21 protein-coding genes are annotated in these 25,125 nt (G+C 36.7%); 17 read left to right on the top strand and 4 right to left on the bottom strand.

The genetic code is table 11. The features are described 5' to 3' along the window. Positions 1-213 precede the first annotated feature (213 nt). Complete coding sequence (locus ACIQZA_RS09065) at positions 214-906, top strand: AIM24 family protein (RefSeq protein ID WP_053485054.1); 693 nt, start codon at positions 214-216, stop codon at positions 904-906. A 378-nt stretch (positions 907-1,284) separates the two neighbouring features. Here the strand turns inward: ACIQZA_RS09065 and ACIQZA_RS09060 are convergent, their stop codons facing one another. Further along, entirely contained in the window at positions 1,285-2,535 is a 1,251-nt protein-coding gene (locus ACIQZA_RS09060; protein ID WP_402882066.1) for a BaiN/RdsA family NAD(P)/FAD-dependent oxidoreductase, read from the bottom strand. A gap of 528 nt (positions 2,536-3,063) precedes the next feature. Here ACIQZA_RS09060 and asnB point away from each other — a divergent pair. The 4 genes from asnB (at position 3,064) to ACIQZA_RS09040 (ending at position 9,424) form a co-directional block, all read left to right on the top strand. Continuing rightward, positions 3,064-4,914: an asparagine synthase (glutamine-hydrolyzing) gene (gene asnB / locus ACIQZA_RS09055; RefSeq protein WP_400932328.1), complete on the top strand. Its 1,851-nt coding sequence runs from the start codon at positions 3,064-3,066 to the stop codon at positions 4,912-4,914. A gap of 483 nt (positions 4,915-5,397) precedes the next feature. Continuing rightward, entirely contained in the window at positions 5,398-7,011 is a 1,614-nt protein-coding gene (locus ACIQZA_RS09050) for a putative polysaccharide biosynthesis protein (RefSeq protein ID WP_400932330.1), read from the top strand. A 9-nt stretch (positions 7,012-7,020) separates the two neighbouring features. Beyond that, the gene (locus ACIQZA_RS09045) at positions 7,021-7,734 is read left to right on the top strand and encodes a pseudouridine synthase (protein WP_400932332.1); all 714 of its coding nucleotides are present in this window, start codon (positions 7,021-7,023) and stop codon (positions 7,732-7,734) included. Positions 7,735-7,909: 175 nt separating this feature from the next. Further along, on the top strand, positions 7,910-9,424 hold the full coding sequence (locus ACIQZA_RS09040; protein WP_400932334.1) for a GGDEF domain-containing protein: 1,515 nt from the start codon (positions 7,910-7,912) through the stop codon (positions 9,422-9,424). 495 nt (positions 9,425-9,919) lie between these two features. Here the strand turns inward: ACIQZA_RS09040 and ACIQZA_RS09035 are convergent, their stop codons facing one another. After that, complete coding sequence (locus ACIQZA_RS09035; protein WP_402882071.1) at positions 9,920-11,095, bottom strand: MDR family MFS transporter; 1,176 nt, start codon at positions 11,093-11,095, stop codon at positions 9,920-9,922. Between the two features lie 480 nt (positions 11,096-11,575). Here ACIQZA_RS09035 and ACIQZA_RS09030 point away from each other — a divergent pair, with 480 nt between their 5' ends. Then, complete coding sequence (locus ACIQZA_RS09030; RefSeq protein WP_400932338.1) at positions 11,576-11,752, top strand: hypothetical protein; 177 nt, start codon at positions 11,576-11,578, stop codon at positions 11,750-11,752. Positions 11,753-12,017: 265 nt separating this feature from the next. On the opposite strand, the gene ACIQZA_RS09025 is transcribed toward ACIQZA_RS09030, so the two are convergent. Next, on the bottom strand, positions 12,018-12,239 hold the full coding sequence (locus tag ACIQZA_RS09025; RefSeq protein WP_036118795.1) for a DeoR family transcriptional regulator: 222 nt from the start codon (positions 12,237-12,239) through the stop codon (positions 12,018-12,020). 355 nt (positions 12,240-12,594) lie between these two features. Between ACIQZA_RS09025 and pepV the strand changes: the two genes are divergently transcribed. The 7 genes from pepV (at position 12,595) to ACIQZA_RS08990 (ending at position 20,415) form a co-directional block, all read left to right on the top strand. Continuing rightward, positions 12,595-14,001 carry a dipeptidase PepV gene (gene pepV, locus ACIQZA_RS09020; RefSeq protein WP_402882074.1) on the top strand — a complete coding sequence of 469 codons (1,407 nt, stop codon included), beginning with the start codon at positions 12,595-12,597 and terminating at the stop codon, positions 13,999-14,001. A 29-nt stretch (positions 14,002-14,030) separates the two neighbouring features. Further along, positions 14,031-14,885, top strand: coding sequence for a D-amino-acid transaminase (gene dat, locus ACIQZA_RS09015; protein WP_402882076.1), 855 nt, complete (start codon positions 14,031-14,033; stop codon positions 14,883-14,885). 330 nt (positions 14,886-15,215) lie between these two features. Further along, positions 15,216-16,220, top strand: coding sequence for a nuclease-related domain-containing protein (locus ACIQZA_RS09010; protein WP_400932344.1), 1,005 nt, complete (start codon positions 15,216-15,218; stop codon positions 16,218-16,220). A 3-nt stretch (positions 16,221-16,223) separates the two neighbouring features. Then, on the top strand, positions 16,224-17,159 hold the full coding sequence (locus tag ACIQZA_RS09005; RefSeq protein ID WP_402882079.1) for a diacylglycerol/lipid kinase family protein: 936 nt from the start codon (positions 16,224-16,226) through the stop codon (positions 17,157-17,159). Positions 17,160-17,271: 112 nt separating this feature from the next. Beyond that, positions 17,272-17,919 (top strand): tRNA (guanosine(46)-N7)-methyltransferase TrmB, encoded by a 648-nt coding sequence (gene trmB / locus ACIQZA_RS09000; RefSeq protein ID WP_402882082.1) that lies wholly within the window; start codon positions 17,272-17,274, stop codon positions 17,917-17,919. 11 nt (positions 17,920-17,930) lie between these two features. Beyond that, positions 17,931-18,794, top strand: coding sequence for a YtnP family quorum-quenching lactonase (locus tag ACIQZA_RS08995; RefSeq protein ID WP_400932350.1), 864 nt, complete (start codon positions 17,931-17,933; stop codon positions 18,792-18,794). 394 nt (positions 18,795-19,188) lie between these two features. Beyond that, a complete protein-coding gene (locus tag ACIQZA_RS08990) occupies positions 19,189-20,415 on the top strand; it encodes a carboxylate--amine ligase (protein WP_402882084.1) in 1,227 nt (408 codons plus the stop codon). Between the two features lie 631 nt (positions 20,416-21,046). Here the strand turns inward: ACIQZA_RS08990 and ACIQZA_RS08985 are convergent. Continuing rightward, the gene (locus ACIQZA_RS08985) at positions 21,047-21,361 is read right to left on the bottom strand and encodes a hypothetical protein (RefSeq protein WP_142508747.1); all 315 of its coding nucleotides are present in this window, start codon (positions 21,359-21,361) and stop codon (positions 21,047-21,049) included. Positions 21,362-21,645: 284 nt separating this feature from the next. Between ACIQZA_RS08985 and ACIQZA_RS08980 the strand changes: the two genes are divergently transcribed. The 4 genes from ACIQZA_RS08980 (at position 21,646) to ytpR (ending at position 25,019) form a co-directional block, all read left to right on the top strand. Next, entirely contained in the window at positions 21,646-22,722 is a 1,077-nt protein-coding gene (locus ACIQZA_RS08980; protein WP_402882087.1) for a M42 family metallopeptidase, read from the top strand. A gap of 75 nt (positions 22,723-22,797) precedes the next feature. Further along, on the top strand, positions 22,798-23,319 hold the full coding sequence (locus ACIQZA_RS08975) for a DUF84 family protein (protein WP_402882088.1): 522 nt from the start codon (positions 22,798-22,800) through the stop codon (positions 23,317-23,319). A gap of 264 nt (positions 23,320-23,583) precedes the next feature. Further along, positions 23,584-24,408 (top strand): DUF1444 domain-containing protein, encoded by an 825-nt coding sequence (locus ACIQZA_RS08970; RefSeq protein WP_142508749.1) that lies wholly within the window; start codon positions 23,584-23,586, stop codon positions 24,406-24,408. Beyond that, entirely contained in the window at positions 24,405-25,019 is a 615-nt protein-coding gene (ytpR, locus tag ACIQZA_RS08965; protein ID WP_142508750.1) for a YtpR family tRNA-binding protein, read from the top strand. The genes ACIQZA_RS08970 and ytpR overlap by 4 nt, the downstream gene beginning before the upstream one ends. The last annotated feature ends 106 nt before the right edge of the window (positions 25,020-25,125 follow it).

The raw sequence follows: 25,125 nt of genomic DNA, 5'->3' as shown, positions 1-25,125 counted from the left end.
ACACTTGATCAATCTCTGTTTAATGTATAACAGTCGGTGTCTGATGTCAATATCATTACGGGAAATAAAGTGATTTCGCTACCAAAAGAGAAATTTTGTAACGGAAAGCGAATGAGGGGTTCGTTTTCAAGAGGGAGCCTTTAAATTCTTGCATTTGATTGAATCTTTTCATATGTTAAAACGTATATAAAATAAATAAGGAGGCAATGTGATATGGGGAAATTTTCTTTAAATGAATTTATCAATAAAACACAGCAAGACGACAACGAAAATGAATACTTCGAGTTAGAAACTGAGCGTGTATTAGAGGTTAACCTAAATGGCGAGGTTTGGTCGAAAATGGGCGCGATGATTTCTTACATAGGAGATATTAAGTTTGAGCGTGAGCGTGTGCTGGAACATGGCCTCGGTAAAATGTTTAAAAAAGCATTAACAGGCGAAGGTACACAACTTATGAAAGCTAAAGGTAAGGGGCGACTTTATTTAGCCGATCAAGGGAAAAAAATAACGGTTTTCGATTTAAAGGATGAAAGTATTTGTGTAAACGGTAATGATTTACTTGCCTTTGAGCCAAGTATTGATTGGGATATTCATTTAATGCGTAAAATGGCAGGAGTCATGTCAGGTGGGTTGTTTAATGTAACCTTACAAGGAAGAGGGAAGGTAGCTATCACAACTCATTTTGAGCCGTTAACATTGTTAGTGAAGCCTGGTGAAACGGTCTATACAGATCCGCATGCTACAGTAGCATGGTCAGGTAATCTGGCACCAGAGTTTAAAACAGATATTAGCTTCCGAACGTTTATCGGTCGTGGTAGTGGTGAATCCATTCAAATGGCATTTTCGGGTGAAGGATTTGTCATCATTCAACCTTTTGAGGAAGTATATATGTCTAAAGATAGTTAAAAAAGCGTGTCCATTTTGGGACACGCTTTTTATATGATGAGAAGTAACTTAAATCGCTGATAAAAGGCTTAGAATCGCTGATAAGTCGCAGGAGATCGCTGATAAAAGGCTTAGAATCGCTGATAAGTCGCAGGAGATCGCTGATAAAAGACTTAGAATCGCTGATAAGTTGCAGGAGATCGCTGATAAAAGACTTAGAATCGCTGATAAGCCGTAGGAGATCGCTGATAAAAGACTTAGAATCGCTGATAAGTTGCAGGAGATCGCTGATAAAAGACTTAGAATCGCTGATAAGCCGTAGGAAATCGCTGATAAAAGACTCGAAATCGCCGATAACTCCCGAAAAATCGCTGATAGAAGTCTGACATACAGATTATATTATAGTACTGCATTCATCCCTGCAATACGTCCTGTAACGAGTGCTGACGTTATATTATAGCCACCTGTGTAGCCGTGAATATCAAGGATTTCTCCGCAGAAAAATAAACCAGCTTTTTTCTTTGAAGCCATTGTCTTTGGTTCAATCTCTTTAACAGAGACGCCACCTCCAGTGACGAATGCTTTTTCAAGGGATTGCGTACCACTAACTGTCATTGTGAAATTGACGAGTAGTTTAGCTAAATTGCGGATTTTTTCCTGTGATAACTCAGTACCTGTCAATTGTACATCGATGTCTGCACGTTCACATAAAAATAGAAGCCAGCTTTCAGGTGCAATTCCTTTCCAAACATTTTTCACCGCTTTTTTTGGATCTTCTTTAATGAGTTTGTTTAAATATTGCAGACACGTTTCTTCATTATAATTAACAAGAGTTTGAATACGCATTGTCACAGGCTCGTAACCGGTTTTCATTAATTCTTTCACGACAAATTGACTGCAACGCAAAACAGCAGGACCGCTTAATCCGAAATGAGTAAAGAGCATGTCCATTTGATGTGTTACGAGCACCTTGCTCTTTTTGTTTAAAACAGAGACAGCGACATCTCTTAGGGCAAGCCCTTGTAGCTCACGAGCTTGAATAAAATCCTCTTTTGATAGAACAGGAACCTCAGTCGGGAAAAGAGTTGTTATTGTATGGCCAGCACGCTCTGCCCATGGATAACCATCTCCTGTTGAGCCTGTTTGTGGAACAGCTTTCCCACCAACGGCAACGACTACTGCCTTACTACGAATTTCTGTGCCATCTGTAAGGCGTACCCCAAGAATTTTTTCCTCATCCATTAGAAGTTTATTAACGGGTGTGTGTAAGCGAACTTCAACATGTAGCCTCTGAAGCTGACGAATAAGTGCATCTACAACATCTTGCGCGCGATTAGACACAGGGAACATACGCCCATGATCTTCCTCTTTTAATGCCACGCCAAGTCCTTCGAAAAATGCGATAATATCTTCGTTATTGTAAACCGTGAATGGACTGTAAAGAAAACGGCCGTTCCCAGGTATGTGCTTAACGATTTCTTCAACAGATAAACGATTTGTGACATTACAGCGACCACCGCCTGAAATGGCCAATTTTTTGCCAAGTTTCGTCCCTTTTTCTAGTAATAATACTTTCTTTTTATGCTCTCCAGCTGCGATAGCAGCCATTAAACCGGATGGGCCACCACCGATAACGATAACATCGTACATATATTTAAACTCACTTTCTTATCAAATTAGGAATCTTTCCTATTATACATGAAGTCTATATAGAGGGGCTTCTTTCACATTGAAAATAAAACAAAAGTATTTTATAATGCTTTATCTTCTACTTTAAGTAGCTCGTCCCATAACGTGGAGTTGATTTCCGTTCCGACTGGGCGCTTTCCTGGGGGCGTCCGATGAGCCGCTTCACTCGCATTGCTCGCTCCAGGGTCTCATCTGTGACGCTGATCCCCAAGGAGTCGCCCAGTCTCCACTACAATCAACTTATACACATGGCATACGTTTTAACACAATGTCATCCAAAAGTTACGGTGAAGAGCTTACGTGTGTAAAGTTTTGAAGGGAAATTGAGGTATTTTCGAGAGATAATGTGCTCGGTGTTTGAACAAATAATCAGTGTAGGAGAACCTGCTGATGAAAGTTTTGCTATATCTGTATTGTCTGTATGAAATGAATGTCTTTTCATGCTATTATGGTAAAGGTTAAGCACTAAATTATGAGGTGAAAAATAGAATGTGCGGATTTATAGGCTATATTAATGGAACAAATGTTATCGATCATCATCAAACGATCGAAAATATGATGAATACAATTATTCACCGTGGACCAGACAGCGGTGGGATTCACAGTGATGATAAAGTAACGTTAGGATTCCGTCGATTAAGTATTATCGACTTATCAGACGTGGCAAATCAGCCGTTGTACAGTGCGGATGGTAACATCGTTCTCGTATTTAATGGAGAGATCTTTAACTTCCAAGAGCTGCGTGCTGATTTGGTTGAAAAAGGTCACAACTTTAAAACACACTCTGATAGTGAAGTTATTATTTATGGTTATGTTGAATATGGCGTAGAATTTGTCAAAAAGCTTCGCGGGATGTTCGCATTCTGTATTTGGGATAAAAAGAATGATTTGCAATTCATCGCTCGTGATGGCTTTGGTATTAAGCCACTATATTATACAGAAAACACTACAGATGGTACTTTTATTTTCGGTTCAGAAATTAAATCATTTTTACCACATCCATCATTTATTAAAGAATTAAATAAAAATGCGCTACGTCCGTATTTGACGTTCCAATACTCTTCAATGGACGAAACGTTCTTTAAAGGTGTGTACAAATTACAACCAGCACACTATATGCTTATTCAAAATGGACAAAAGCAAATTGTGCAGTATTGGGATAAAAAATTCCATGCACAAGAAGCTCCAATTGAAAAATATGTAGAAGAAATTCGTACGACAGTAAGAGAATCAGTAGATGCGCATCAAATAAGTGATGTAAAGGTTGGTTCTTTCTTATCAGGTGGTATTGATTCAAGTTATATTACTTCATTATTACGCCCTGATAAATCCTTCTCTGTTGGTTTCTCTGACTATGAGGATATGTTTAATGAAACAAATTTAGCAAAAGATTTATCTGATACATTAAATATTCAAAATGAGCGTAAATATATTTCGGCAGATGAGTGTTTTGAAGCATTACCAAAAATTCAGTGGCATATGGACGAGCCACAATCAAACCCATCTTCTGTACCACTTTACTTCCTTTCTGAATTAGCATCGAAGGATGTAACAGTTGTACTTTCAGGTGAAGGTGCGGATGAAATCTTTGGTGGTTACTCATGGTACCAAAACTCTGACAAAATGCAAAAATATGAGAAAGTTCCATTTGGTATTCGTAAAGCGTTACGTGGCTTAGCAGAGGCGTTACCTAAAAATCAATATACACACTTCCTTGTTAAAGGTGGTCAAACCGTAGAAGAACGCTTCATTGGGGAAGCTGTTGTATGGGACGAAGAAGATGCATTAAATGTTTTGAAACCAGACTATAAAAATGGGCCATCTGTAAAATCGATTACAAAACGTATTTACGATGAGGTTCCAGGTGATGATGATGTTACTAAAATGCAGTATCTTGATTTAAATCTTTGGATGCCAGGCGATATTTTATTAAAAGCAGATAAAATGAGTATGGCCCATTCTATTGAATTACGTGTTCCATTTTTAGATAAAGAAGTGATGGAATTAGCGAAAAACATTCCATCAAAATATCGCGTAAATGACATTGATACGAAATACGTTCTTCGTCAAGCTGCACATCAGGAATTACCTGAAGAATGGGCAAAACGTCCAAAGCTTGGCTTCCCAGTACCAATTCGTCACTGGCTACGTGAAGAAAAGTATTATAAGATGGTAAAAGAAATGTTTACAACTGACTTTGCCAATGAATTCTTTGATACAAAACAATTAGTAGGCTACCTTGATGAGCACTATGAAGAAAAAGCAAATCGTGGACGTTATATTTGGACAGCCTATGTGTTCTTAGTATGGTATAAACAATTTTTCGTAGATATGAAATAGAGCAGTATCATTAATCGGTGGGGGTCTTCTTAATCTCCACCGATTATTTTGAGCCTTCTACTTTCTATAGGAAGGGCACAACCACTATTTTTTTATAGAGCTTCTAGAACTTTTTAATGTATTTGTGCGTCTGTTTACCTATAAATATGTTAAGATTACAGTTGGTTTACTTATTTAATATTTTGCGATGTTTTGCTTTCTAGTTGTTTTGCTGAATTTTTTATGGCGGTAGTATTAAGATTTAAACAGTAAAGAAAGCTACGTTTGAAACAATCCTGTAAAAGTGCTCGAGTAGCGGAAAAAACCGCTCAGGCACCCAGTGAAACTCCTAAGGTAGCAGAAAGGACTGTTCAAGAATCAGGTTAAACCTCATTTTGAAAAACGCCTGCTCTGCTTTTATGGAAATAAACACCTTTAATAGCAAATATTTTATAAGTGTTACGGTAATGAAAATATTGATTTTACGATGAATGGATGGGTACGATGTCCAATTTAATGAAAGGTACTGCGATATTAACAATGGGAATGTTTTTATCGAAGGTGCTCGGATTAATTTATATTTTTCCTTTTTATGCGATTGTGGGTGAGGAAAATGTTGCTCTCTATCAATATGCATATATTCCCTATTCGATAATGCTAGCAATAGCCATCTCAGGTGCGCCAATTGCTGTATCCAAGTTTGTTTCTAAATACAATGCATTGGGTGATTACCAATCAGGCCGCAAGCTGATGAAATCTGGCATACTTATTATGATATGTACTGGGTTAGCTGCGTTTATTGTTCTTTTTATATTAGCCACGCCAATAGCGGGGCTTGTTATTAAAAGTGATGAACAGGCATTTACGGTAGAGCAAATTGCTTCAGTTATTCGCTGGGTTAGTTTTGCGCTAATTGTCGTACCATTTATGAGCCTCTGGCGTGGATTTTTCCAAGGATATGACAAAATGGAGCCTACAGCGGTTTCTCAGTTAGTGGAGCAAATTGTTCGTATTGTTGTGTTATTGGGTGGTTCTTTCTTAGTTGTGGTAGTTTTCAAAGGGAAACCAGAAACAGCTGTTTCCTTTGCAGTATTTGCTGCATTTATTGGGGCAATTGGTGGGTTGCTAGTACTTTATTATTATTGGAAGAAGTATCAACCTGAATTTGATTTACTGCGCAGTCAAAGTGTGACGTCTACACAGCTACCAATGTCCAACATATATAAAGAAGTAATTACGTATTCAATTCCAATGGTATTTGTAGGCGTAGCAAATCCGTTGTTCCAATTAGTAGATATGCTAACATTTAATGGAGCTATGATATCTATAGGCTTAGCGGAAGTAACGGATAAGTATTTATCAATGATTAACTTTACAACACAAAAGGTAGTTATTATCCCAGTAATGTTAGCTACAGGTTTTTCGTCGGCACTAGTACCGACGATTACAAAGTACTTTACGCAAGGTGAATATTTATCGCTACGACATGCAATGGATAAAACATATCAAATATTAATTTTTATTACATTGCCTGCGGTAGTTGGAATTTCATTGTTATCGAATGAAATTTACTTTATGCTCTATACTGAAAGTGAGATGGGTGCTATGATTTTAGCCCATTATGCACCTGTTGCTATTTTATTTGCATTATTCCAAGTGACGGCAGCTCTTTTACAGGGCATTGACTTCCAAAAGTGGATTGTCTTAAGCTTATTAACTGGAATTTTCGTCAAGCTAGCGATTAACATTCCGTTAATTCGTTGGATGGAGGCAGATGGCGCACTTCTTGCTACAGCTATTGGCTATAGTGTTTCAATTATCATTAATATGCTTGTGTTAAGAAAAACACTGAACTATAAATCAGAAATGGTTATTCGTCGTGTCATGCTCATTGCTCTTTTGACAGCGGCAATGGCGGTAAGTGTACTAATCGTTCATAAACTTTTAGTGTTATTAATGGGACCAGTAAGTAGTAAATTCTCTGCATTAGTTTATTCTGTTATTTGTGCTGGAGTAGGTGTAGCAGTATATGGCTATTTGTCTTTACGCCTAGGCTTAGCACAAAAGCTTCTCGGTGAACGATTGACAAGAATTACAAACAAACTGGGGCTTAAATAGGAGGTACTAATGCGTTTAGATAAATTACTGTCGAATATGGGTTACGGGTCACGCAAGGAAGTTAAGCAGCTTCTAAAGCAAAAAGCAGTGACAGTAGATGGCGCATATGCGAAGGATGCAGCATTACATGTTGATCCTGACAAGCAGGATGTCTCCGTTTTTGGTGAACGTGTGAACTATACAGAGTTTGTATACTTTATGATGAATAAACCTCCTGGAGTTATTTCTGCAACGGAAGATTTACGAGATGAAACTGTCATCGATTTGTTAGATCCATTACACCAACATTTTCAGCCTTTCCCTGTAGGTCGCCTAGATAAAGATACAGAGGGATTATTGTTGATCACAAATGATGGCATATTAGCACATAATTTATTGTCACCTAAAAAACATGTGCCGAAGGTTTACTATGCACAAATAGAAGGAATTGTGACTGAGGATGACTGTGAGAAATTTGCTCAAGGTGTTGAGTTAGACGATGGTTATGTAACAAAACCCGGAGAGCTCATCATATTAAAATCCGCTCAGCAATCAGAAATTGAGTTAACGATTCAAGAAGGTAAGTTTCATCAGGTGAAGCGTATGTTTGAGTCTGTTGGTAAACATGTAACGTATTTAAAACGCCTATCGATGGGTAGCCTAAAGCTGGATGACAATCTAGAGTTAGGTGAATATCGAGAATTAACGGCTGAAGAACTAGCTTGCTTACAAAATAGGGATTAAGGAATTCCTCGATGCTAACATTGATTAGTATCGAGGCATTTTTTATATACATAGTTATACCGGTAACTGTATAATTGATATAACTTTTGTGTAAAAAGCTATTTAGTCTATTGTACTAATAAATCTCTAAATGTTTCAGAAAATCTGATGGTGAAAATAAGTAGAGGACAAGTTAATGAAAAACCTAAGAATTAAATTATTAATATCTTTATTTGCCTTTGCATTAATACTAGTTGGTGTTATTTTTTACGTTAATAGGCAAATACTTACTGAAGATATGAAAAAACAAGAAGTCATGAATAGAACATTAATTGAAAACCATATTCTTAAGGATATGCAGGCTGTAGATAATGCACATTTTTATTTTGATAAAAATCTCTCTGAAAAAATGGAAGAAGTACTACGAAAACTAATTACTTATTATAAGGAAAATCCACATATAGCGAAGTGGGATTTACAGAAAATAAAAAGCGAAAATGAAATGGACGTGTACATACTCGACCAATCAAATACCGTAATTTATACAACTTTTGAAAAAGATAAAGGATTAGCTTTTTCAGAATGTTGCCACCGTTTTTCTACTTTACTAGACGAACGTCGAGCAAGTGGAGAATACTACACTGATGGTATAGATATTTCAACAACTACTGGGGGATATCGAAAATTTGGCTATTTAGCAACCCCTGACAAGAAATATTTATTTGAGGTAGGTATCGACTTACTTGATGATCCTGTATTCCAAACTTTTAACTTCGGAAAAACTGCTGACTATTTAATAGATAAATATGCAGATTTGTTAGAAGTACAAACGATAAATGCGGGTGGTGTTTTCTTTGATGATTCTAAATCTAAAAAAATAACTGTAAATGATAAATCGAAAATGTTTCAAGAGCATTTTGAGCTAGCAAAAAAAACGATGAAGCCAACGGAATATCAAACGGAGTTTAAAAATGGTTATATCGAAAAATACCGTTTTATACCATACGAAGCGGAAGCGGTTCGGGGAGAATCCTCTAGAAGAGTTGTATATGTGAAATATGGTAATTTCACAGAAATGAGAGCGCTAACTAAAAATATAAAGCAGTTTCGAGTATTGCTTTATATTGCCTTAGTAACTTCTTTCATCATGCTATTAGTCATCAACAAACTCCTTTCCAAAACGATTCATCTTGCAACCTATGATCCTTTAACAAATGTTTATAATCGTGCTACCTATGTTAGTAAAATGGATAAGTTATTAAGACAAAGAAAGACGAATCAACCTGGTTTATTGCTGTTAGATTTAGATAATTTTAAACAAGTAAATGATCGGTTTGGACATGTTGAAGGTGATAAAATTTTGATTGAAACAGCAAGAACATTAAAACAAGAAGTAGGAAAAAATGGCTTTGTTGTAAGATTTGGTGGCGATGAATTTGCCATTGTTTTATATGATACGAAGGATGAATGTATGGAAAAATTAGCAAATTCCATTTTGGAGAAAATTCATCACTTGAAGTGTGAGGATAAAGTTTCTATTGATAGATGGTCTGTACTTTCAGTCAGTATGGGCGGAGCTATTTGCATTCATCCAGATGAGTCAGAAAGAAGCTTATTTGAGCGTGCAGATAAGGCGTTGTATCAATCGAAAAATGCTGGTAAAGACCAATACACTAGTTATGCAGAAGCTCCTGCTAATAAAGAAAGCTAATGCCACTTCAAATTTTTAAGGATAACATTATATGTTCGCTCCATTCTTATTAGTGAGTCCAAGCAAGAAGTTAAAGCCTCCGAACGTAATTTGCCGAGGCATAATTGATAGGCTTGAGATTCGCTTATAGAAATGGAGCGATTTTTTGCCGGAAGTTAAAATCCGTAAAAGACTTATTTCTTACATTTTATTGGCTCATCACCAAAAGCTGAGTATGACATTTGTTAAAACAAATGCTATGTATAAAAGTTGATTGGAGTGAAGACTTGGCGACTCCTTAGGGATCAGCATCAGACCCTGGAGCGAGCATAGAAGAGCGAAGGCTAAATCCTTCACGTCCTGTGATAACGCCTACGTGACCAACATCGTGTTGCTGCCGCTACGTTACACTACGCTTTCGCACAAAAAACACCTGTAGTCCTAAGCGGCTCATCGGCAGCAACAAAGCGCTCAGTCGGAACGGATATCAACGACATGTTATGGTGATGAGCCACTTTATTCCTGTTGCGGTTTAAGCTTGGATCTATAAAATATACAACTGCATAAAACTAGAACAGCAATGACCGCAAACATTGCATTCATATAATGTGTTAACAGCCACCCACCAATAATTGGTCCAATAAATCCTCCTAAATTTTTAAATTGAGCTGCTCCTAAATAGGTTCCCTTTTGTGTATCAGGCGCAATTTCATCAATCATGACACTCATAGTTGGAAAGGCGAAAATTTCACCAATCGTGAATATAATCATAGCAATAATATATAACGTATAGTTAGTTGAGAAGCCGAATAATAAAAGACCAAATGCCAAGAATAAAATCCCTACTAATAGAGTAGCTGTTGATGAAAAACGTTCCGAAAGTATACTAATCGGTAATTGTAGTAATAACACAACTGCTGCATTTAGTGAGATTAGTAGAGAATAAAGCTTGGTTCCATCTTCAAATTTAAGTTCAATGATTTGTGGCAGTGTTGAATCAAATTGAGAGTAACCGATATTTATTAAAATTGCCCCGAAAATAAAGCTTAGTAATACACGATTCGTAAATAGAATCGTAAAGGTTTGCAGTATTTTAGTTGGATTTGAAGCTTTTGGTTGTTGCATTTCATAGCGATTTAACACGAAAAATAAAAATACGGCGTAAATAATATACATAGTCCCTGTCAGCATGAATGGAATACTTGGGTTGGACAATTGAGAAATATAAACACCAATAATAGGGCCGATTACAGCCGCTATGTTAATGGCTGTGTAACGAAACGAATATAATCTTTTTCGTTTATCTGCAGGAGTAAAATCAATCATTAATGCCTGTGTTGAGGGTTCAAAGAAGGAGCGACATAAGCCATTAAGGCCGTTCAATGCTACAAAGAACCAAATCGTTTGTGCTGTTGCAAAGCCAAAGAACACAATACTCCAAACAATAATCGTAAGTAAAATGACGTTTTTTCTACCAAAGCGGTCTGTTAAATAACCACCGAAGAACCCTCCTACAGTGGAGATTAACGGTGCAATACCAACCGTCAAACCTATTTGTAAAGGGGATGCTTCTATCTCATTATGTAGGTAAATTGCTAAAAAGGGCATTGCCATAAAACTTGCAATACGTGTGAAAATAGTTCCTCCTAAAATAATCCAAACTAGTGGGTGAAACAGTTTGGGAAGTTTCATAGAATCCTCCTCTCGAAATGAAGAATGTTTCGATTTTAACGGATTGTTAAACAATTGTAAATAGTGGGAAAATATTCAGAGTTAACGATGAGGAAACAAATTTTATAAAAATACAGTAATTTTTTAGAGTGGTGGTTTGAACAGAAAACCTCTAATGTGCAGGAACATCTATAAAAATAATAATACGTTGTATTAAATGATCTGCATGAAATTTCAAAATTTGCGAATATTTATTATTTTATTTTTTAGAAATATAGGCATGGTGTTTTTTGATAGATGATAGGGTGAATGGTAGAAAACAAAAGGCTGTTTTCGTATAGAGTGTTGCTATTCAACTCCCATGAAAGAACTTAATCATCTTTCATTTTCTGTGGTGAAGAGATTATTTTCGCGCTTCATGGAGGGCTAACGGGGTAGGATAGTTAAACAAAAACGGTTGTATTATTATGGTAAAATTGATTGAAAGGGAGGGCTTTCAAAATGAATTTTTCTGGGGATATGGTAGGTATGGTAGGAGCGTTGTTTGCGTTAATACCTATTTTGTTAGTAGCTTTAGTATTAAGATGGGTTAGAATCATTCGAGTAAATAGTGAAATTCAAATTGAACAAAACAAAGAAATTATTTCTTTACTTAAAGAAATGACTAAGAAAAATTAAGTGAGAAGAAAAGCGATAAATAGATGGGTGATTGAAGAAGAAGTGCAGTTGCCTTTTTCGCTAACAGGGTAGTTTAGTTAAATTTGGATTCACAACATATAAAAACCAAAAAGACAGAATTTAATCTAACTATTTTGTAGATTAAATCTGCTTTTTTGTTTTAACAGCAACAATCTTTTAGAAAACAGCCAAACAAAAAAAGAATGACCACGACGAAAGGTCATTCTTTTTCCATACAAGATGCTTTACGTGTTACACGTAAAAACTAAGACGTCATTTTTACTTTTTTCTTCGTCGTTGTCCATTTGCCTCGACTTGGACTCATCACCAAATCGTTAAAGGCTAACACGTTCAAATCTCTTTGAACGGTGCGAGGAGTGATACTAAACTCTTCGACTAAATCCTGTGTAGACACGGTTCCTTTGTCTAAAATAAACATGTACACATCTTTAATACGATTAAGCATTCGATCAGTAGTTGGTTTCATAAATGAACCACTCCTTCATCTTAATTCTCTTGGCAAAGACTAGCGGACGACAATATGTGCGGAGTGCACTTAGGCTAATAAGTAGCTGCCTTAGACATCCCCTTTTCTAATTTTATATTCAGAAAAATTGTTCTGATAAGTTCATTATATAGAAAAACAAGTCAGTTTTCTAGTGAATGCAAGAGGAATTTACAATTAAGACATAAAATTTTCACAGTATTTTGTGGGAATAAGTGAAAAACGTGCTATATGTGGTAGTGTTCGAAGTAAGATTTTGAAAAGTTGTCAGAAAGATGATTGTAATTTATGTTGTAAAGAGTAGAATAATGTTATTACTTTAGAGGAGGTACATCATATGGATTGGTTACAAGCTGCAAAGGAAAGACAAGATGAATTGATACAAGATTTACAGGAGCTTGTGCAAATTAATAGTGTTCTTGATGAGAAGACGATCACTACTGAAGTACCTTTTGGTGATGGTCCATTAAAGGCTCTTGAATGGTTATTAGCAAAGGGCAAAGCTGAAGGTTTGCAAACTAAAAATATTGATAATTATGCAGGTCACATAGAGATGGGTGAGGGTGACGATTTATTAGGTATTTTATGTCATGTTGACGTGGTACCCGTTGGTGATGAAACAAATTGGACATACCCACCCTTTAGTGGCACTGTAGCTGATGGTAAGCTATTTGCTCGTGGTGCAATAGATGATAAAGGCCCAACAATTGCAGCATGGATGGCCATGAAACTTGTCAAAGATGCAGGCATCGAACTTAATAAAAGAGTCCGTATGATAATCGGTACGGATGAAGAAACTGGCTTCCGCTGTGTCGACCACTATTTTAAACATGAGGAAATGCCGGCGATTGGATTTGCACCAGATGCGGATTTCCCGCTCATCAATGCTGAAAAAGGCATTGCAGAGCTAGTGTTCTCTCAAAATAAAACAGGCGATGCTTCGAAAGAACAGCTATTACTATTTAATGCTGGAAAGCGACCAAATATGGTACCGGATTTTGCAAAAGCAACGGTGCAGTTCGTTTCCCCACAATTCGAACAGAATTTTCACACATTTTTAAGCAAAAATCAGCTAGAAGGCTCTTTATTAATCGAGCGGTCTCGCTATATAATAACTATCAAAGGTAAAGCAGCCCATGCAATGGAGCCGGAAAAAGGTGTCAATGCAGCTGTTTATCTTGCAGCATTTTTACAACAAGAGTTGACGACAGAGGCAAGTAAACAATTTGTCGACTTTATCGCAGATGTTTTTTATCAAGACCATTATGGTAACAAGCTTAATTTACAATTTGAGGACGAAATGTCTGGTAAAACTACATTGAATCCAGGTATTGTAACTTTTGATGTGACTAAAGGTGGTAGCATGGTCATTAGCATGCGCTATTCTGTCACATATCCATTTGATGAAAAAATCACGGAAGCACAACGCTTAGCTGTGGCGAAAGGATTTTCATTAGATATCCAGGATGACTCAAAGCCTCACTATGTAAGCGAGGACGATGCATTTATCCAGACTCTAGCAGATATTTATAGACGTCAAACAGGAGATTATGAAACGCCTTTACTTTCTACAGGTGGTGGTACGTACGCTCGTGTCATGAAAAAAGGTGTAGCATTTGGCATGCTGTTCCCAGGTGAACCTGACGTAGCGCATCGTGCGGATGAGTTTGTCGTCATTGAAAATCTCATAAAAGCAACAGCTATTTATGCTGAAGCGATTGTTGAACTTGCAGGAAACAAATAAATTAAAGATGAAAAGGATGAACATAACAAATGGCATATTCATTATGGAATGATCAAATCGTTGAAGAAGGATCAATAACAGTATCTCCAGAAGACAGAGGTTACCAATTTGGTGACGGCATTTATGAAGTAATTAAAGTTTATAACGGAAATATGTTCACAGCACAAGAACACATTGATCGTTTCTATGCGAGTGCCGAAAAAATTCGTCTTGTCATTCCTTATACTAAAGACGTATTACACAAATTATTACATGAACTTATCGAAAAAAATAATTTGGAAACAGGTCATGTTTACTTCCAAATTACACGTGGTACAACTTCTCGTAATCATATTTTCCCAGATGCAAGTGTTCCAGCTGTATTAACAGGGAATGTTAAAACTGGTGAGCGTTCATATGAAAACTTTGAAAAAGGAGTTAAGGCTACCTTAGTAGAGGATATTCGCTGGTTACGTTGTGATATTAAATCTTTAAATTTATTAGGTGCTGTACTGGCAAAACAGGAAGCATCTGAAAAAGGTTGCTATGAAGCTATTTTACATCGTGGGGACATCGTAACAGAATGTTCATCAGCAAATGTTTACGGCATTAAAGATGGTAAGCTTTATACACACCCTGCAAATAACTTTATTTTAAACGGTATTACACGCCAAGTTATTTTAAAATGTGCTGAGGAAATTAATTTACCTGTTATTGAAGAACCAATGACAAAGGCTGATTTATTAACAATGAGTGAGATCATTGTGTCATCTGTATCTTCTGAAGTAACACCTGTTATCGATGTTGATGGTAACAAAATTGGTGCTGGAGTTCCTGGTGAATGGACTCGTAAATTACAACAAGCGTTCGAGGCGAAATTACCGCTTTCTATTGATGCGAAATAATGATTCTTGTCAGAGGGCTACCCTATACTTTGGGTAGCTCTCTTTTTCTATAGAACAAATTATGGATGTTTTATCCGGAAACGTCATGTAAAATAAAAAGGATGAATGCAGTTGTTGAATGATTGCTATCGGAATTTAAGGTTAAAGAGCAAATGTCGATGTAATGAATGCAAATGTCTATTTCACTTTATTTAGTAATTTTTTATGTAGCGACCGCTACAACTACATTATGCCAAGGAGAAAATTGATACTTCGATTTGCCTTCCAAGCAGTAGTAGGGAAATTAGCAAATTAGATATAGGGCGAGTAAGATTGGAGTGACCAAAACACATGGCACAATTGGTGAAAATACAAGATTATATTTCACGCTATCAAATTGATTTAGCAAGATATCCAACTCAATTTGTACGCTTAAAGAAAAGTCAATGGGAGCGTGTTAAGCGACAGTGGGAATTAGGAGAAGAAATTAGTGAGTGGCAACATACCGACGAAGACTCAGAAAATGATTCTTTCACAGAAAAAGAGAAATTCTCTTTATTCAAAAAGATATTTGCAGGTCGTCAGAAGGAAGAAAATGTGGACGTTGAACAGATAGAAATATCGAATGAACTAATAAGTGATGAAGATATCATACCTGAAGAAGAAACGACTTTAACATTTGAACCGAAAATTGTCTACGCACCACAATCAATTCATGAATTAAAACGAATGTTTATCGATCAATTTTTCCATTTTCAAATGAAATGGGCAAGTTCAACATTACGTGAAAAGTCGTATGTAGATCCTCGTTTTATGCGTGATCCATTATTACGAAATTTATTGCAAAAATTACCAGACAATTATTTGCTTTTTTATTATCCTATTTTACAAATTAGAAAAGCACCCATAGAGCTTGATGTCGTACTAATGTCACCGACAGAATGTATTTGTATAACAGTGCTGGAAGCAGAAAATCAAGCAGTTTATGTGGGAGGCAGTGAGCGATTCTGGATAAAAAAAGTAGGAACGAAGGATTCAAAAGTCCTTAATCCAATGATAAGTTTAAATCGTATGGAGTCTGTATTAACGCAATTATTTACGCAGGACGATATAAATATGCCAATTCGTAAGGTCATATTAACACAGAATGGCTATTTCGATTATCCAGGATCACCTTACGGAATTCAATTTGTAGATCGTCGAAATTATGGAGAGTGGATGGAGCATTTAAAGAAAGTATCCTCTCCTATGAAACATATGCAAATTCGTGCTTCTCAAACGATTTTAAACAACGTACAAACAACATCTTTTAATCGAGATATTTGGAAGCAATCTTCTCAACCAGCCGGGGATTAGTGAATGCGAGTATTATTTATTGTGAATGAAGCAGCAGGGCACGGCAAAGGTAAGAAAGTTTGGCATCACCTTCAACAACAATTATCAATGAATTATGAAGTTGCTTTTACAGAATATGAGGGGCATGGAAAGGAACTTGCAAAAAATTGGGCGCAAGATGCTCAAACCAAACAATTAATTGTTATTGTTGGCGGTGACGGCACAATACATGAGATTGTTAGTGGCGTTGTACATAATAAATTTATCGTTATTGGTGTAGTCCGTGCTGGTTCCGGAAATGATTTCGCACGATACTTTACTACATTTCAAAATGCTTTTCAAATTGAAAGCTATATACAAAATAATGAAATGGCTAATCTCCCAATGGATGTTGGTGTCGTTCAATTTGAAGATCAACAGCACGAAATATTCGTCAATAATGCTGGTGTGGGCTTCGATGCATTTGTCACAAAACGTATTAATAAATCCCGTTTGAAGTTTTATCTCAATAAAATCGGGCTCGGCAAGTTATCCTATGCTGCGGCTGTTGTAAGAGGGCTATTTAGCTTTAAATCCTTTGATGTAACTATTCGGACAAACGATCAAGAATGGCAATTTAAGCAGGCGTGGTTTGTAGCGACGAGCAATCAACCTTATTTTGGAGGGGGGATGAGAATTTCCCCATCTTCTAAACCTAATGATGGACTAATCGAACTAACAATCGTTCACGGTATTTCGCGACTTAAATTGCTACTAGTATTTGTTACTGTGTTTTTTGAAAAGCATACAAAATTTAAAGAGATTACTTTTTTGCAAGGCAATCAATTTAACATTTTCGTGCAAGCAAATAACGTTGATTGTCATACGGATGGTAACTATATTGGAGAAATTAGAGAGGGAACGAATATTCCTTGTACAGTGCAACGTAATGCTTGGCAGGTTATAGCAAAAAAACATTGAAAAATGGCCCATCACTAAAATATCATTTCGCAATAATTTCATGCGAATTTTATTGTTATACGTTATACTATAAAAAATCAATAATTTCATGAGAAAGAAATGAGGAAAAAAATTGAGATTAAGAAATAAGCCTTGGGCGGAGGAAATGATTACGAGTCATCCAGAGGTGATTGTTCCAAATCCTGAAGACTTTAAAGGGAATTGGCAGGCTGTTTTCGGAAATGACAACCCACTACATATTGAAGTAGGTACTGGGAAAGGACAATTTGTCACAGGTATGGCCTTACAAAATCCAGATATAAATTATATTGGCATTGAGCTTTATGACAGTGTCATTGTTTGTGCATTGGAAAAAATTATAGAGGCTAAATCTCCAGCGAATTTACGACTATTAAAAGTAAATGGCGCAGATTTAAATAAATTTTTTGCAAAAAATGATGTAGACCGTGTGTATCTGAATTTCTCAGATCCCTGGCCAAAAACGCGCCATGCTAAGCGACGTTTAATGCACGGGGATTTTTTGAAATTATATGAGTCGATTTTAGTGGATGAGGGGGAAATCCATTTTAAAACGGATAACCGTGGTTTGTTTGAGTATTCATTAATTAGTATGTCTGAATATGGTATGTTACTTAAGTATGTATCACTCGACCTACATGCGAATATGCCTGAGGATAACGTTATGACTGAATATGAGCAGAAATTTTCTGCTAAAGGACAGCCGATTTATCGTCTAGAATCGCAATTCTTTACTAAATAGGGGGAGTATGGATGGATCAGTTAACGTTTCACAGTATGTCATTATCATGGCTAAACGGGGGTGTCACTTGCCTTGATGGCGGTGCTATGTTTGGCGTTGTACCAAAACCACTTTGGTCACGCAAATATCCAGTCAACGAAAAAAATCAAATCGAGCTACCAACTGAGCCGATTTTAATTCAATATGATGGCAAAAACTATCTTGTTGATACTGGTGTTGGCTTTAACAAATTAAATGAAAAACAACTACGAAACTTTGGGGTAACTGAGGAATCAACATTAGCGGCTAGCTTACAGGAGCTAGGACTAACACCAGCTGATATTGATGCAGTATTAATGACGCATCTACATTTTGACCACGCTGGGGGTTTAACGCAATGGGAAGATGATATCCTTGTACCAACATTCCCGAATGCCAAAATCTTCGTAACGAAAATCGAGTGGGACGAAATGCGTAAGCCAAATGTTCGCTCGAAAAATACGTATTGGAAAGAAAACTGGGAGCCAGTTCAGCACTTAATAGAAACGTATGAAGGTACGTTAGAAGTAGCTCCGGGTATTGAAATGATTCATACGGGTGGTCATAGTGATGGACATGCCATTATAAAATTAACTCAAAATGGCGAGGTATTATTGCATATGGCAGATATTATGCCAACACATGCACACCAAAATCCATTATGGGTTTTAGCGTATGACGATTATCCAATGACGAGTGTCTTTGCCAAGGAACGTATAATGAAAGAAGCACTTGCAAATGGCTACGGCTTTATCTTCTACCATGATGCGTATTACCGCATGATTAAATGGGATGAAACAGGTAAAGAAATTGAAGATAAATTAGAACGCAGCAGACAAGCTGTTATTACATTTTAAATAAAAAACGTGTGAACCTTTTGTGTTCGCACGTTTTTTTATCTTTATTCAGCAAATGTTCTTTGAAACGAAAGTACAACCGTGATTACAGAAGACTTTCACCTCTGAAATGGAACATTTAAAGGGAACTTCCTGTATTACGGGTGGGTATTTTTAGGTTTTCAAAAATGGAGGTTTAATTTATTTAAAACGTATGCGATGTATATAAGTTGATTTCCGTTCCGGCTGGACGCCCCCAGGAAAGCGCGCCCGGCCGGAACGGAAATCAACTTCACGTTATGGTGATGAGCCTAATTGTCTATACCCCATTTTTTTGACACTTTTTTCGTGAACATCTTGGAAAATATGATACACTAAAAGCTATACTAAAACACAAAAGAGAGTTGAAATATACATGGCAACTGAGCAACCATTTTTACCAGTATTACTAGGATCAGATATGAATGCATATGGTATGGCACGTGCATTTTATGAGGCATATGGTATTAAACCACTTGTATTAGGGCGTTCACATTTAACGGCAACGCAAGATAGTCATATCATAAATTTCGAAGAGATTGATCGCTTAAATGAACAGGATGTATTTGCACCTGCACTTGCAAAGGTCGCAAAAAAATATTCAGATAAAAAACTACTGTTGTTAGCTTGTGGAGATGATTATGCAAAGCTTATTATCAAAAATAAGCCAGCATTGCAGGAGCATTTTACAGTACCATATATTGATGAATCACTTATGGATGAAATTTTATTAAAAGAAAATTTCTATAAAATGTGTGATAAGTACGATTTTAAATATCCTGGTACGACGACTGTAACAGCAGACAATTACGAAAACTTTACACCACCATTTGATTACCCAATTATTTTAAAGGCATCGAACTCGGTGGAATATTGGGCATGTAAATTCCCAGGTAAGAAAAAAGTTTTCGTTGCGAATGATGAAGCGGAAAAAACAGCTATTTTAAAAGCAATTTATAGCTCAACTTATCAGGATACAATGATTATTCAAGAATTCATTCCAGGTGATGATTCGTATATGCGTGTATTAAATGCGTATGTAGGGAAGGATGGCAAAGTGAAGCTAATGTGTCTAGGAAACCCAATCTTAGAAGAGCATTCACCTGAAGGAATCGGTAGTTATGCAGCTATTATTACAACATACGATAAAGAATTAATGGATCAAGTACGTTTCTTCTTAGAGGATATCGGTTATATAGGCTTTGCTAACTTCGATATGAAATATGATATGCGTGACAAACAGTATAAGTTGTTTGAAATTAACTTACGTAATGGTCGCTCTAGTTATTATGTAACAGCAAGTGGTCATAATTTAATGAAATATGTAGCGGATGACAATATGTTAAATATTGAACAGGAAGTAACTTATGTTCAGGACAAGCATTTATGGATGATCATTCCTAAAGGCGTGCTATTCAAATATGCATCAAATGAAAAGCTTAAGTTAGAAGCTAAAAAATTAATTCGTGAAGGGAAATATACAAACTCTCTTTACTTTAATCAAGATATGAATGCGAAACGTTGGGTGAAGCTAACGTTAAATAATTTAAATTATTATCGTAAATATAAAAAATACTTCAACAATAAAGGATTGTCTGAGTAAAACGAAGAAGCCATCTCCAATGACGAGATGGCTTTTTCAAGTTATTGAAAAACTATTATATCGATGAAATAAAGATGTATTATTAAATAAAAATAGCTCTTCAGCAAAAAGAGTGGTTGATTTCCGTTCCGACTGGGCGCTTTGTCGCTGACGCTTCGCTTTCGCACAGAGCAGAGCTTCCTGGGGGGCGTCCGATGAGCCGCTTCGCTGCGCTGCAGGGTCTCGGGCCAACACGATGTTGGTCACGAAGGCGTTATCACAGGATGTGATGCTTTTAGCCTTCGTTCCTCTATCGCTGATCCCCGAGGAGTCGCCCAGTCTCCACTCCAATCAACTTATTCACATAGCGTATACATGTATGCCACTCTAATTTATAGTGATAAAAAGAAATTTTTAAAAATTGTTTTTTGTGCGAAAGCGTAGTTTAACGTAGTGGCTGCAACAGCGTAAGCAACTTGAAGATTGCTCACAGAATAGCGAGTGGTTAGGAACTGAAATCTCTCTCAACATTCTTAAATATTTACTTGATCATTTTGTTTTTAACTCTATAAAAAGAAGCTATCTCAAATAACTAAGATGGCTTCTTTTTTGTAGGGTTTTATAATATTTGTTCGCGTATTACTGTATAAGGTTATACTTCTTGTAGCTCTACTACTACACCAGAGCGTGCGTCAGCAGCAAATTCAAATGTTTGCATTTCGCCCTCATTCATACGAGAGATACCTCCACGGTATACTGGAATAGTCATAATGCCGTTAGAGAAATTGTCTGTTTTCATAAAAATCCAAGAACCGTCAATCGGTGAATCCTTTTTAAATTCCTTTTTTATGTTTTCGAGTACTTGTCCTGCAGGTACATACGGAGAAACCTTTTCGCTTGCTTCTTTAACAATGACTGCGGCAGCTAGGCCAGTAGCAACACCAATTAAAAAATCACGTAATTTCATGCTTCTTTCCTCCTTTTTCTATAGCTCCATTTTAACATAGCATACAGAGTGAATGCACGTTCACACTTTAGCACTTTTTAGGAAATGTATCAATATTACGAATTTGGAAATTGCGCTGGTGCTTTGCTATTGCACAGAGCAAGTTTTGGGTAAACTTTGAAGATGAACGACAACTCTCATTTATCTTGCTACTCATTGAAAAATGGAAGTTTTCTGAAGAATATAGATAAATATGTTACAATGGCAGGGAAGAATATTCTACTTCGTGGGGAGAGAGAGTCATCATGAATGAGGAAACATTACAATTATTTAAAACACTAACAGAATTACCAGGCGCACCGGGTAATGAACATGCGGTACGAGCGTTCATGCGTTCTGAGTTGGAAAAGTACTCGGATGAGATTGTTCAGGATAATTTAGGGGGTATTTTCGGTGTGAAGCATAGTGAAGTTGCTGATGCACCAAAAGTGTTAGTTGCTGGTCATATGGATGAAGTGGCATTCATGGTTACTTCTATTACTGATAACGGGATGATCCGCTTTCAAACATTAGGTGGCTGGTGGAATCAGGTAATGCTAGCGCAACGAGTTGAAGTATTTACTAAAAACGGTGCGATTCCTGGCGTAATTTCATCAATACCACCACACTTATTAACAGATGCTGAACGTTCTAAACCGATGGAGATTAAAAATATGCTAATAGATGTTGGCGCAGACAATAAAGAAGATGCTATTGCACTTGGCGTTCGTCCAGGTCAATCAATTATCCCTGTCTGCCCATTTACACCAATGGCAAATCCGAAAAAAATTATGGCCAAAGCTTGGGATAACCGCTATGGCTGTGGATTGGCAATTGAATTGATGAAAGAAGTGAAAGGTGAAAAGTTAGCCTCGCATTTATATTCAGGTGCCAATGTAATGGAAGAAGTTGGTCTGCGAGGTGCTCAAGTGTCCGCAAATATGATTAAACCGGATCTATTCTTTGCTCTAGATGCTTCACCTGCAAATGATATGTCAGGAGAAAAAAATCAATTTGGTCAGCTTGGAAAAGGGACATTATTACGTATTCTTGACCGTACGATGGTTACACATAGAGGCATGCGTGAATTCATCTTAGATACTGCGGAAACGAATAATATTCCTTATCAATATTTTGTATCACAAGGTGGTACAGATGCAGGACGTGTACACACGGCAAATGACGGCATTCCTAGCGCAGTAATTGGTGTTTGCTCACGCTATATTCATACATCTGCTTCAATTATTCATATTGATGACTATGCAGCTGCAAAAGCTTTAATTGTGGAACTAGTGAAAAAAGCTGATCGTTCGACATTAGCAACGATTCGCGCTAATGTGTAAAGTGATTCCGCTGAAAGAAGTTAAAAGATGCCTTTAGGGGCATCTTTTTCTATGTGAGGAAAGAGGGATTAGAAAATGAACATAACTATTGGAACAACAAACAAAGCAAAAACAGAGGCAGTTGAAGTTATTGCTAGAAAATATTTTGATAAACCAAATTTTACCTACGTTAAGGCTGCTTCACAAGTATCCGATCAACCGATGACTCATGAAGAAACACGATTGGGAGCAATAAACCGTTCGAAAAACGCAATCAAAGAGACGGGTGCCCAATTATCGTTTGGATTAGAGGGTGGAGTGACTGAAATTGATGGTGTTATGTACGTTTGTAACTGGGGAGCACTTACAGTATCAAATGGTACAACTTATACAGCTGCTGGCGCACAAATTATATTACCAGAAGAAATTGCCCAGGAAATAAGAGCTGGGAAGGAACTTGGGCCTGTAATGGAGCACTATACACAACGCCGAGATATCCGACAAGGTGCGGGAGCTGTAGGAGTTTTCACACAAGGATTAGTAAGTCGTCAGATGATGTTCGAGCATATAGTTTCGCTTCTTATTGGCCAATATTTATTCACATTAGCACATGACTAGTTTCTGTTGATTAGTGATAAAGGAATGGTGAAGTTGCAACTTTAAAATAATTTTTTTAAAATAGAAATATATAAGATAATTTACATGAGATGACGAAAATCGTTCATTCGGTTAAGATTAAATAATTGGATAGTTTTGAACAGAACGGTTCACAAGCATGTGAGCCGTTTTCTCTTCACTAAACTTCTTTCAGCAATTATTTTCTGTACCGAAAGCGGTCATTACGCAAAAATAAATTAATTTAGAAGAAAGGATGTGAGCTAGGTGAAACAAATTAAATCAGAACAACTTGTGACCCTATTAAAACAACATTTGAATGAGGAAAAGTTTGATTTTGAATTTGATAAAAAGCATGATAAATTACGCCTTAACCATAAAAAAATTGGTAAAGGGATGGAGCTATCTCTACCAGGCATTTTAGCAAAATATAATGACAAGCAAGGGGCTGCAATCGATGAAGTTGTTTATACAATCGAGCAAACCTTTAATGCTATGGAACAAGAAATGGAACAAGGATTCCAAGCTATTACAAAAATTTATCCAGTTATTCGCGCAACATCCTACCCTAAAGCCTCGAATGAGGGGCATGCATTCATTACTACTGAACATACAGCTGAAACACGTATTTTTTATGCGCTTGATTTAGGAAAAACCTATCGTTTTATTGATGAATCCATGTTAGAGGTACTACAATTAACAGTAGAGCAAATTCGTGAAATGGCACGATTTTCTGTAAAGCAACTGCCAACAGTTTATAAAAAAGATGAAGTTGCAGGGAATATTTTTTATTTTGTTAATGCTAATGATGGCTACGATGCAAGTCGTATTTTAAATGAAAGCTTTTTGAAAGAGATGCAGACTAACATTGAAGGTGACATGACGTTATCTGTACCACATCAGGATGTATTAATAGTAGGTGATATTCGTAATGAAACAGGGTATGATGTATTAGCGCAGATGACGATGCATTTCTTCGCTGTCGGTACTGTACCGATTACGTCATTATCTTTTATTTATGAAGACGAGGAGCTAGAACCGATCTTTATATTAGCAAAAAACCGAGTTAAAAAGGAGCAAGAGAAACAATGAATGTATTTTACAACAAAGAGCATGTAGGAGATGTATTGCTAGTACAATTAGCAACAGAATCAATCGTGAAGACAGAATTAGAACGTGCGGGTGATATCGCTATATTAAAGGAAGCACAAACGGGAGAAATTAAAGCATTTAATTTATTTAATGCTAGCAACTATATCCAAACTGATGCAAAAGGTCTAGTTGAAGTTACTCCAGAATTAGTAGAACAACTTGAGGCAGCTATATCAAAAAATGGAGCTGTAATCAGCCTTGATGTAGATTTTTCTCCAAAATTTGTTGTAGGTTATGTAGAAACGAAGGACAAGCATCCAAATGCTGATAAATTAAACATTTGTTCTGTAAACGTAGGTGAAGAAACATTACAAATTGTATGTGGCGCGCCAAATGTGGAAGCAGGTCAAAAGGTTGTTGTTGCAAAAATCGGTGCAGTGATGCCTTCTGGAATGCTAATTAAAGAAGGTAATTTACGTGGTGTTGAATCATACGGTATGTTATGTTCAGCACGCGAATTAGCAATACCAAATGCACCTTCTGAAAAAGGAATTTTAGTATTACCGGAAGATGCGATAACTGGTAGTGCGTTTGAGGCACCAACAAGATAAAGCCTTCGGAAGCACTGTTTAGCTGTGCGAAAGCGCAGCGACAGCAACAAATGTTTTCTGTGCGAAAGCGCAGCGACAGCAACAATTTGCTAAGTGAAAATTGATT

The organism is Lysinibacillus sp. NPDC096382 (genome assembly GCF_044762845.1).
Classification (GTDB): Bacteria; Bacillota; Bacilli; order Bacillales_A; family Planococcaceae; genus Lysinibacillus.
Note: the sequence above shows the minus strand (reverse complement) of the source record. Positions and strands in the feature narration are given on the sequence as shown.

Bases quoted from the DNA above. Each gene is read 5' to 3' on its own strand.
- ACIQZA_RS09065 (WP_053485054.1), top strand. From the start codon at position 214: ATGGGGAAATTTTCTTTAAATGAATTTATCAATAAAACACAGCAAGAC.
- ACIQZA_RS09060 (WP_402882066.1), bottom strand. From the start codon at position 2,535: ATGTACGATGTTATCGTTATCGGTGGTGGCCCATCCGGTTTAATGGCT.
- asnB (WP_400932328.1), top strand. From the start codon at position 3,064: ATGTGCGGATTTATAGGCTATATTAATGGAACAAATGTTATCGATCAT.
- ACIQZA_RS09050 (WP_400932330.1), top strand. From the start codon at position 5,398: ATGTCCAATTTAATGAAAGGTACTGCGATATTAACAATGGGAATGTTT.
- ACIQZA_RS09045 (WP_400932332.1), top strand. From the start codon at position 7,021: ATGCGTTTAGATAAATTACTGTCGAATATGGGTTACGGGTCACGCAAG.
- ACIQZA_RS09040 (WP_400932334.1), top strand. From the start codon at position 7,910: ATGAAAAACCTAAGAATTAAATTATTAATATCTTTATTTGCCTTTGCA.
- ACIQZA_RS09035 (WP_402882071.1), bottom strand. From the start codon at position 11,095: ATGAAACTTCCCAAACTGTTTCACCCACTAGTTTGGATTATTTTAGGA.
- ACIQZA_RS09030 (WP_400932338.1), top strand. From the start codon at position 11,576: ATGAATTTTTCTGGGGATATGGTAGGTATGGTAGGAGCGTTGTTTGCG.
- ACIQZA_RS09025 (WP_036118795.1), bottom strand. From the start codon at position 12,239: ATGAAACCAACTACTGATCGAATGCTTAATCGTATTAAAGATGTGTAC.
- pepV (WP_402882074.1), top strand. From the start codon at position 12,595: ATGGATTGGTTACAAGCTGCAAAGGAAAGACAAGATGAATTGATACAA.
- dat (WP_402882076.1), top strand. From the start codon at position 14,031: ATGGCATATTCATTATGGAATGATCAAATCGTTGAAGAAGGATCAATA.
- ACIQZA_RS09010 (WP_400932344.1), top strand. From the start codon at position 15,216: ATGGCACAATTGGTGAAAATACAAGATTATATTTCACGCTATCAAATT.
- ACIQZA_RS09005 (WP_402882079.1), top strand. From the start codon at position 16,224: ATGCGAGTATTATTTATTGTGAATGAAGCAGCAGGGCACGGCAAAGGT.
- ACIQZA_RS08995 (WP_400932350.1), top strand. From the start codon at position 17,931: ATGGATCAGTTAACGTTTCACAGTATGTCATTATCATGGCTAAACGGG.
- ACIQZA_RS08990 (WP_402882084.1), top strand. From the start codon at position 19,189: ATGGCAACTGAGCAACCATTTTTACCAGTATTACTAGGATCAGATATG.
- ACIQZA_RS08985 (WP_142508747.1), bottom strand. From the start codon at position 21,361: ATGAAATTACGTGATTTTTTAATTGGTGTTGCTACTGGCCTAGCTGCC.
- ACIQZA_RS08980 (WP_402882087.1), top strand. From the start codon at position 21,646: ATGAATGAGGAAACATTACAATTATTTAAAACACTAACAGAATTACCA.
- ACIQZA_RS08975 (WP_402882088.1), top strand. From the start codon at position 22,798: ATGAACATAACTATTGGAACAACAAACAAAGCAAAAACAGAGGCAGTT.
- ytpR (WP_142508750.1), top strand. From the start codon at position 24,405: ATGAATGTATTTTACAACAAAGAGCATGTAGGAGATGTATTGCTAGTA.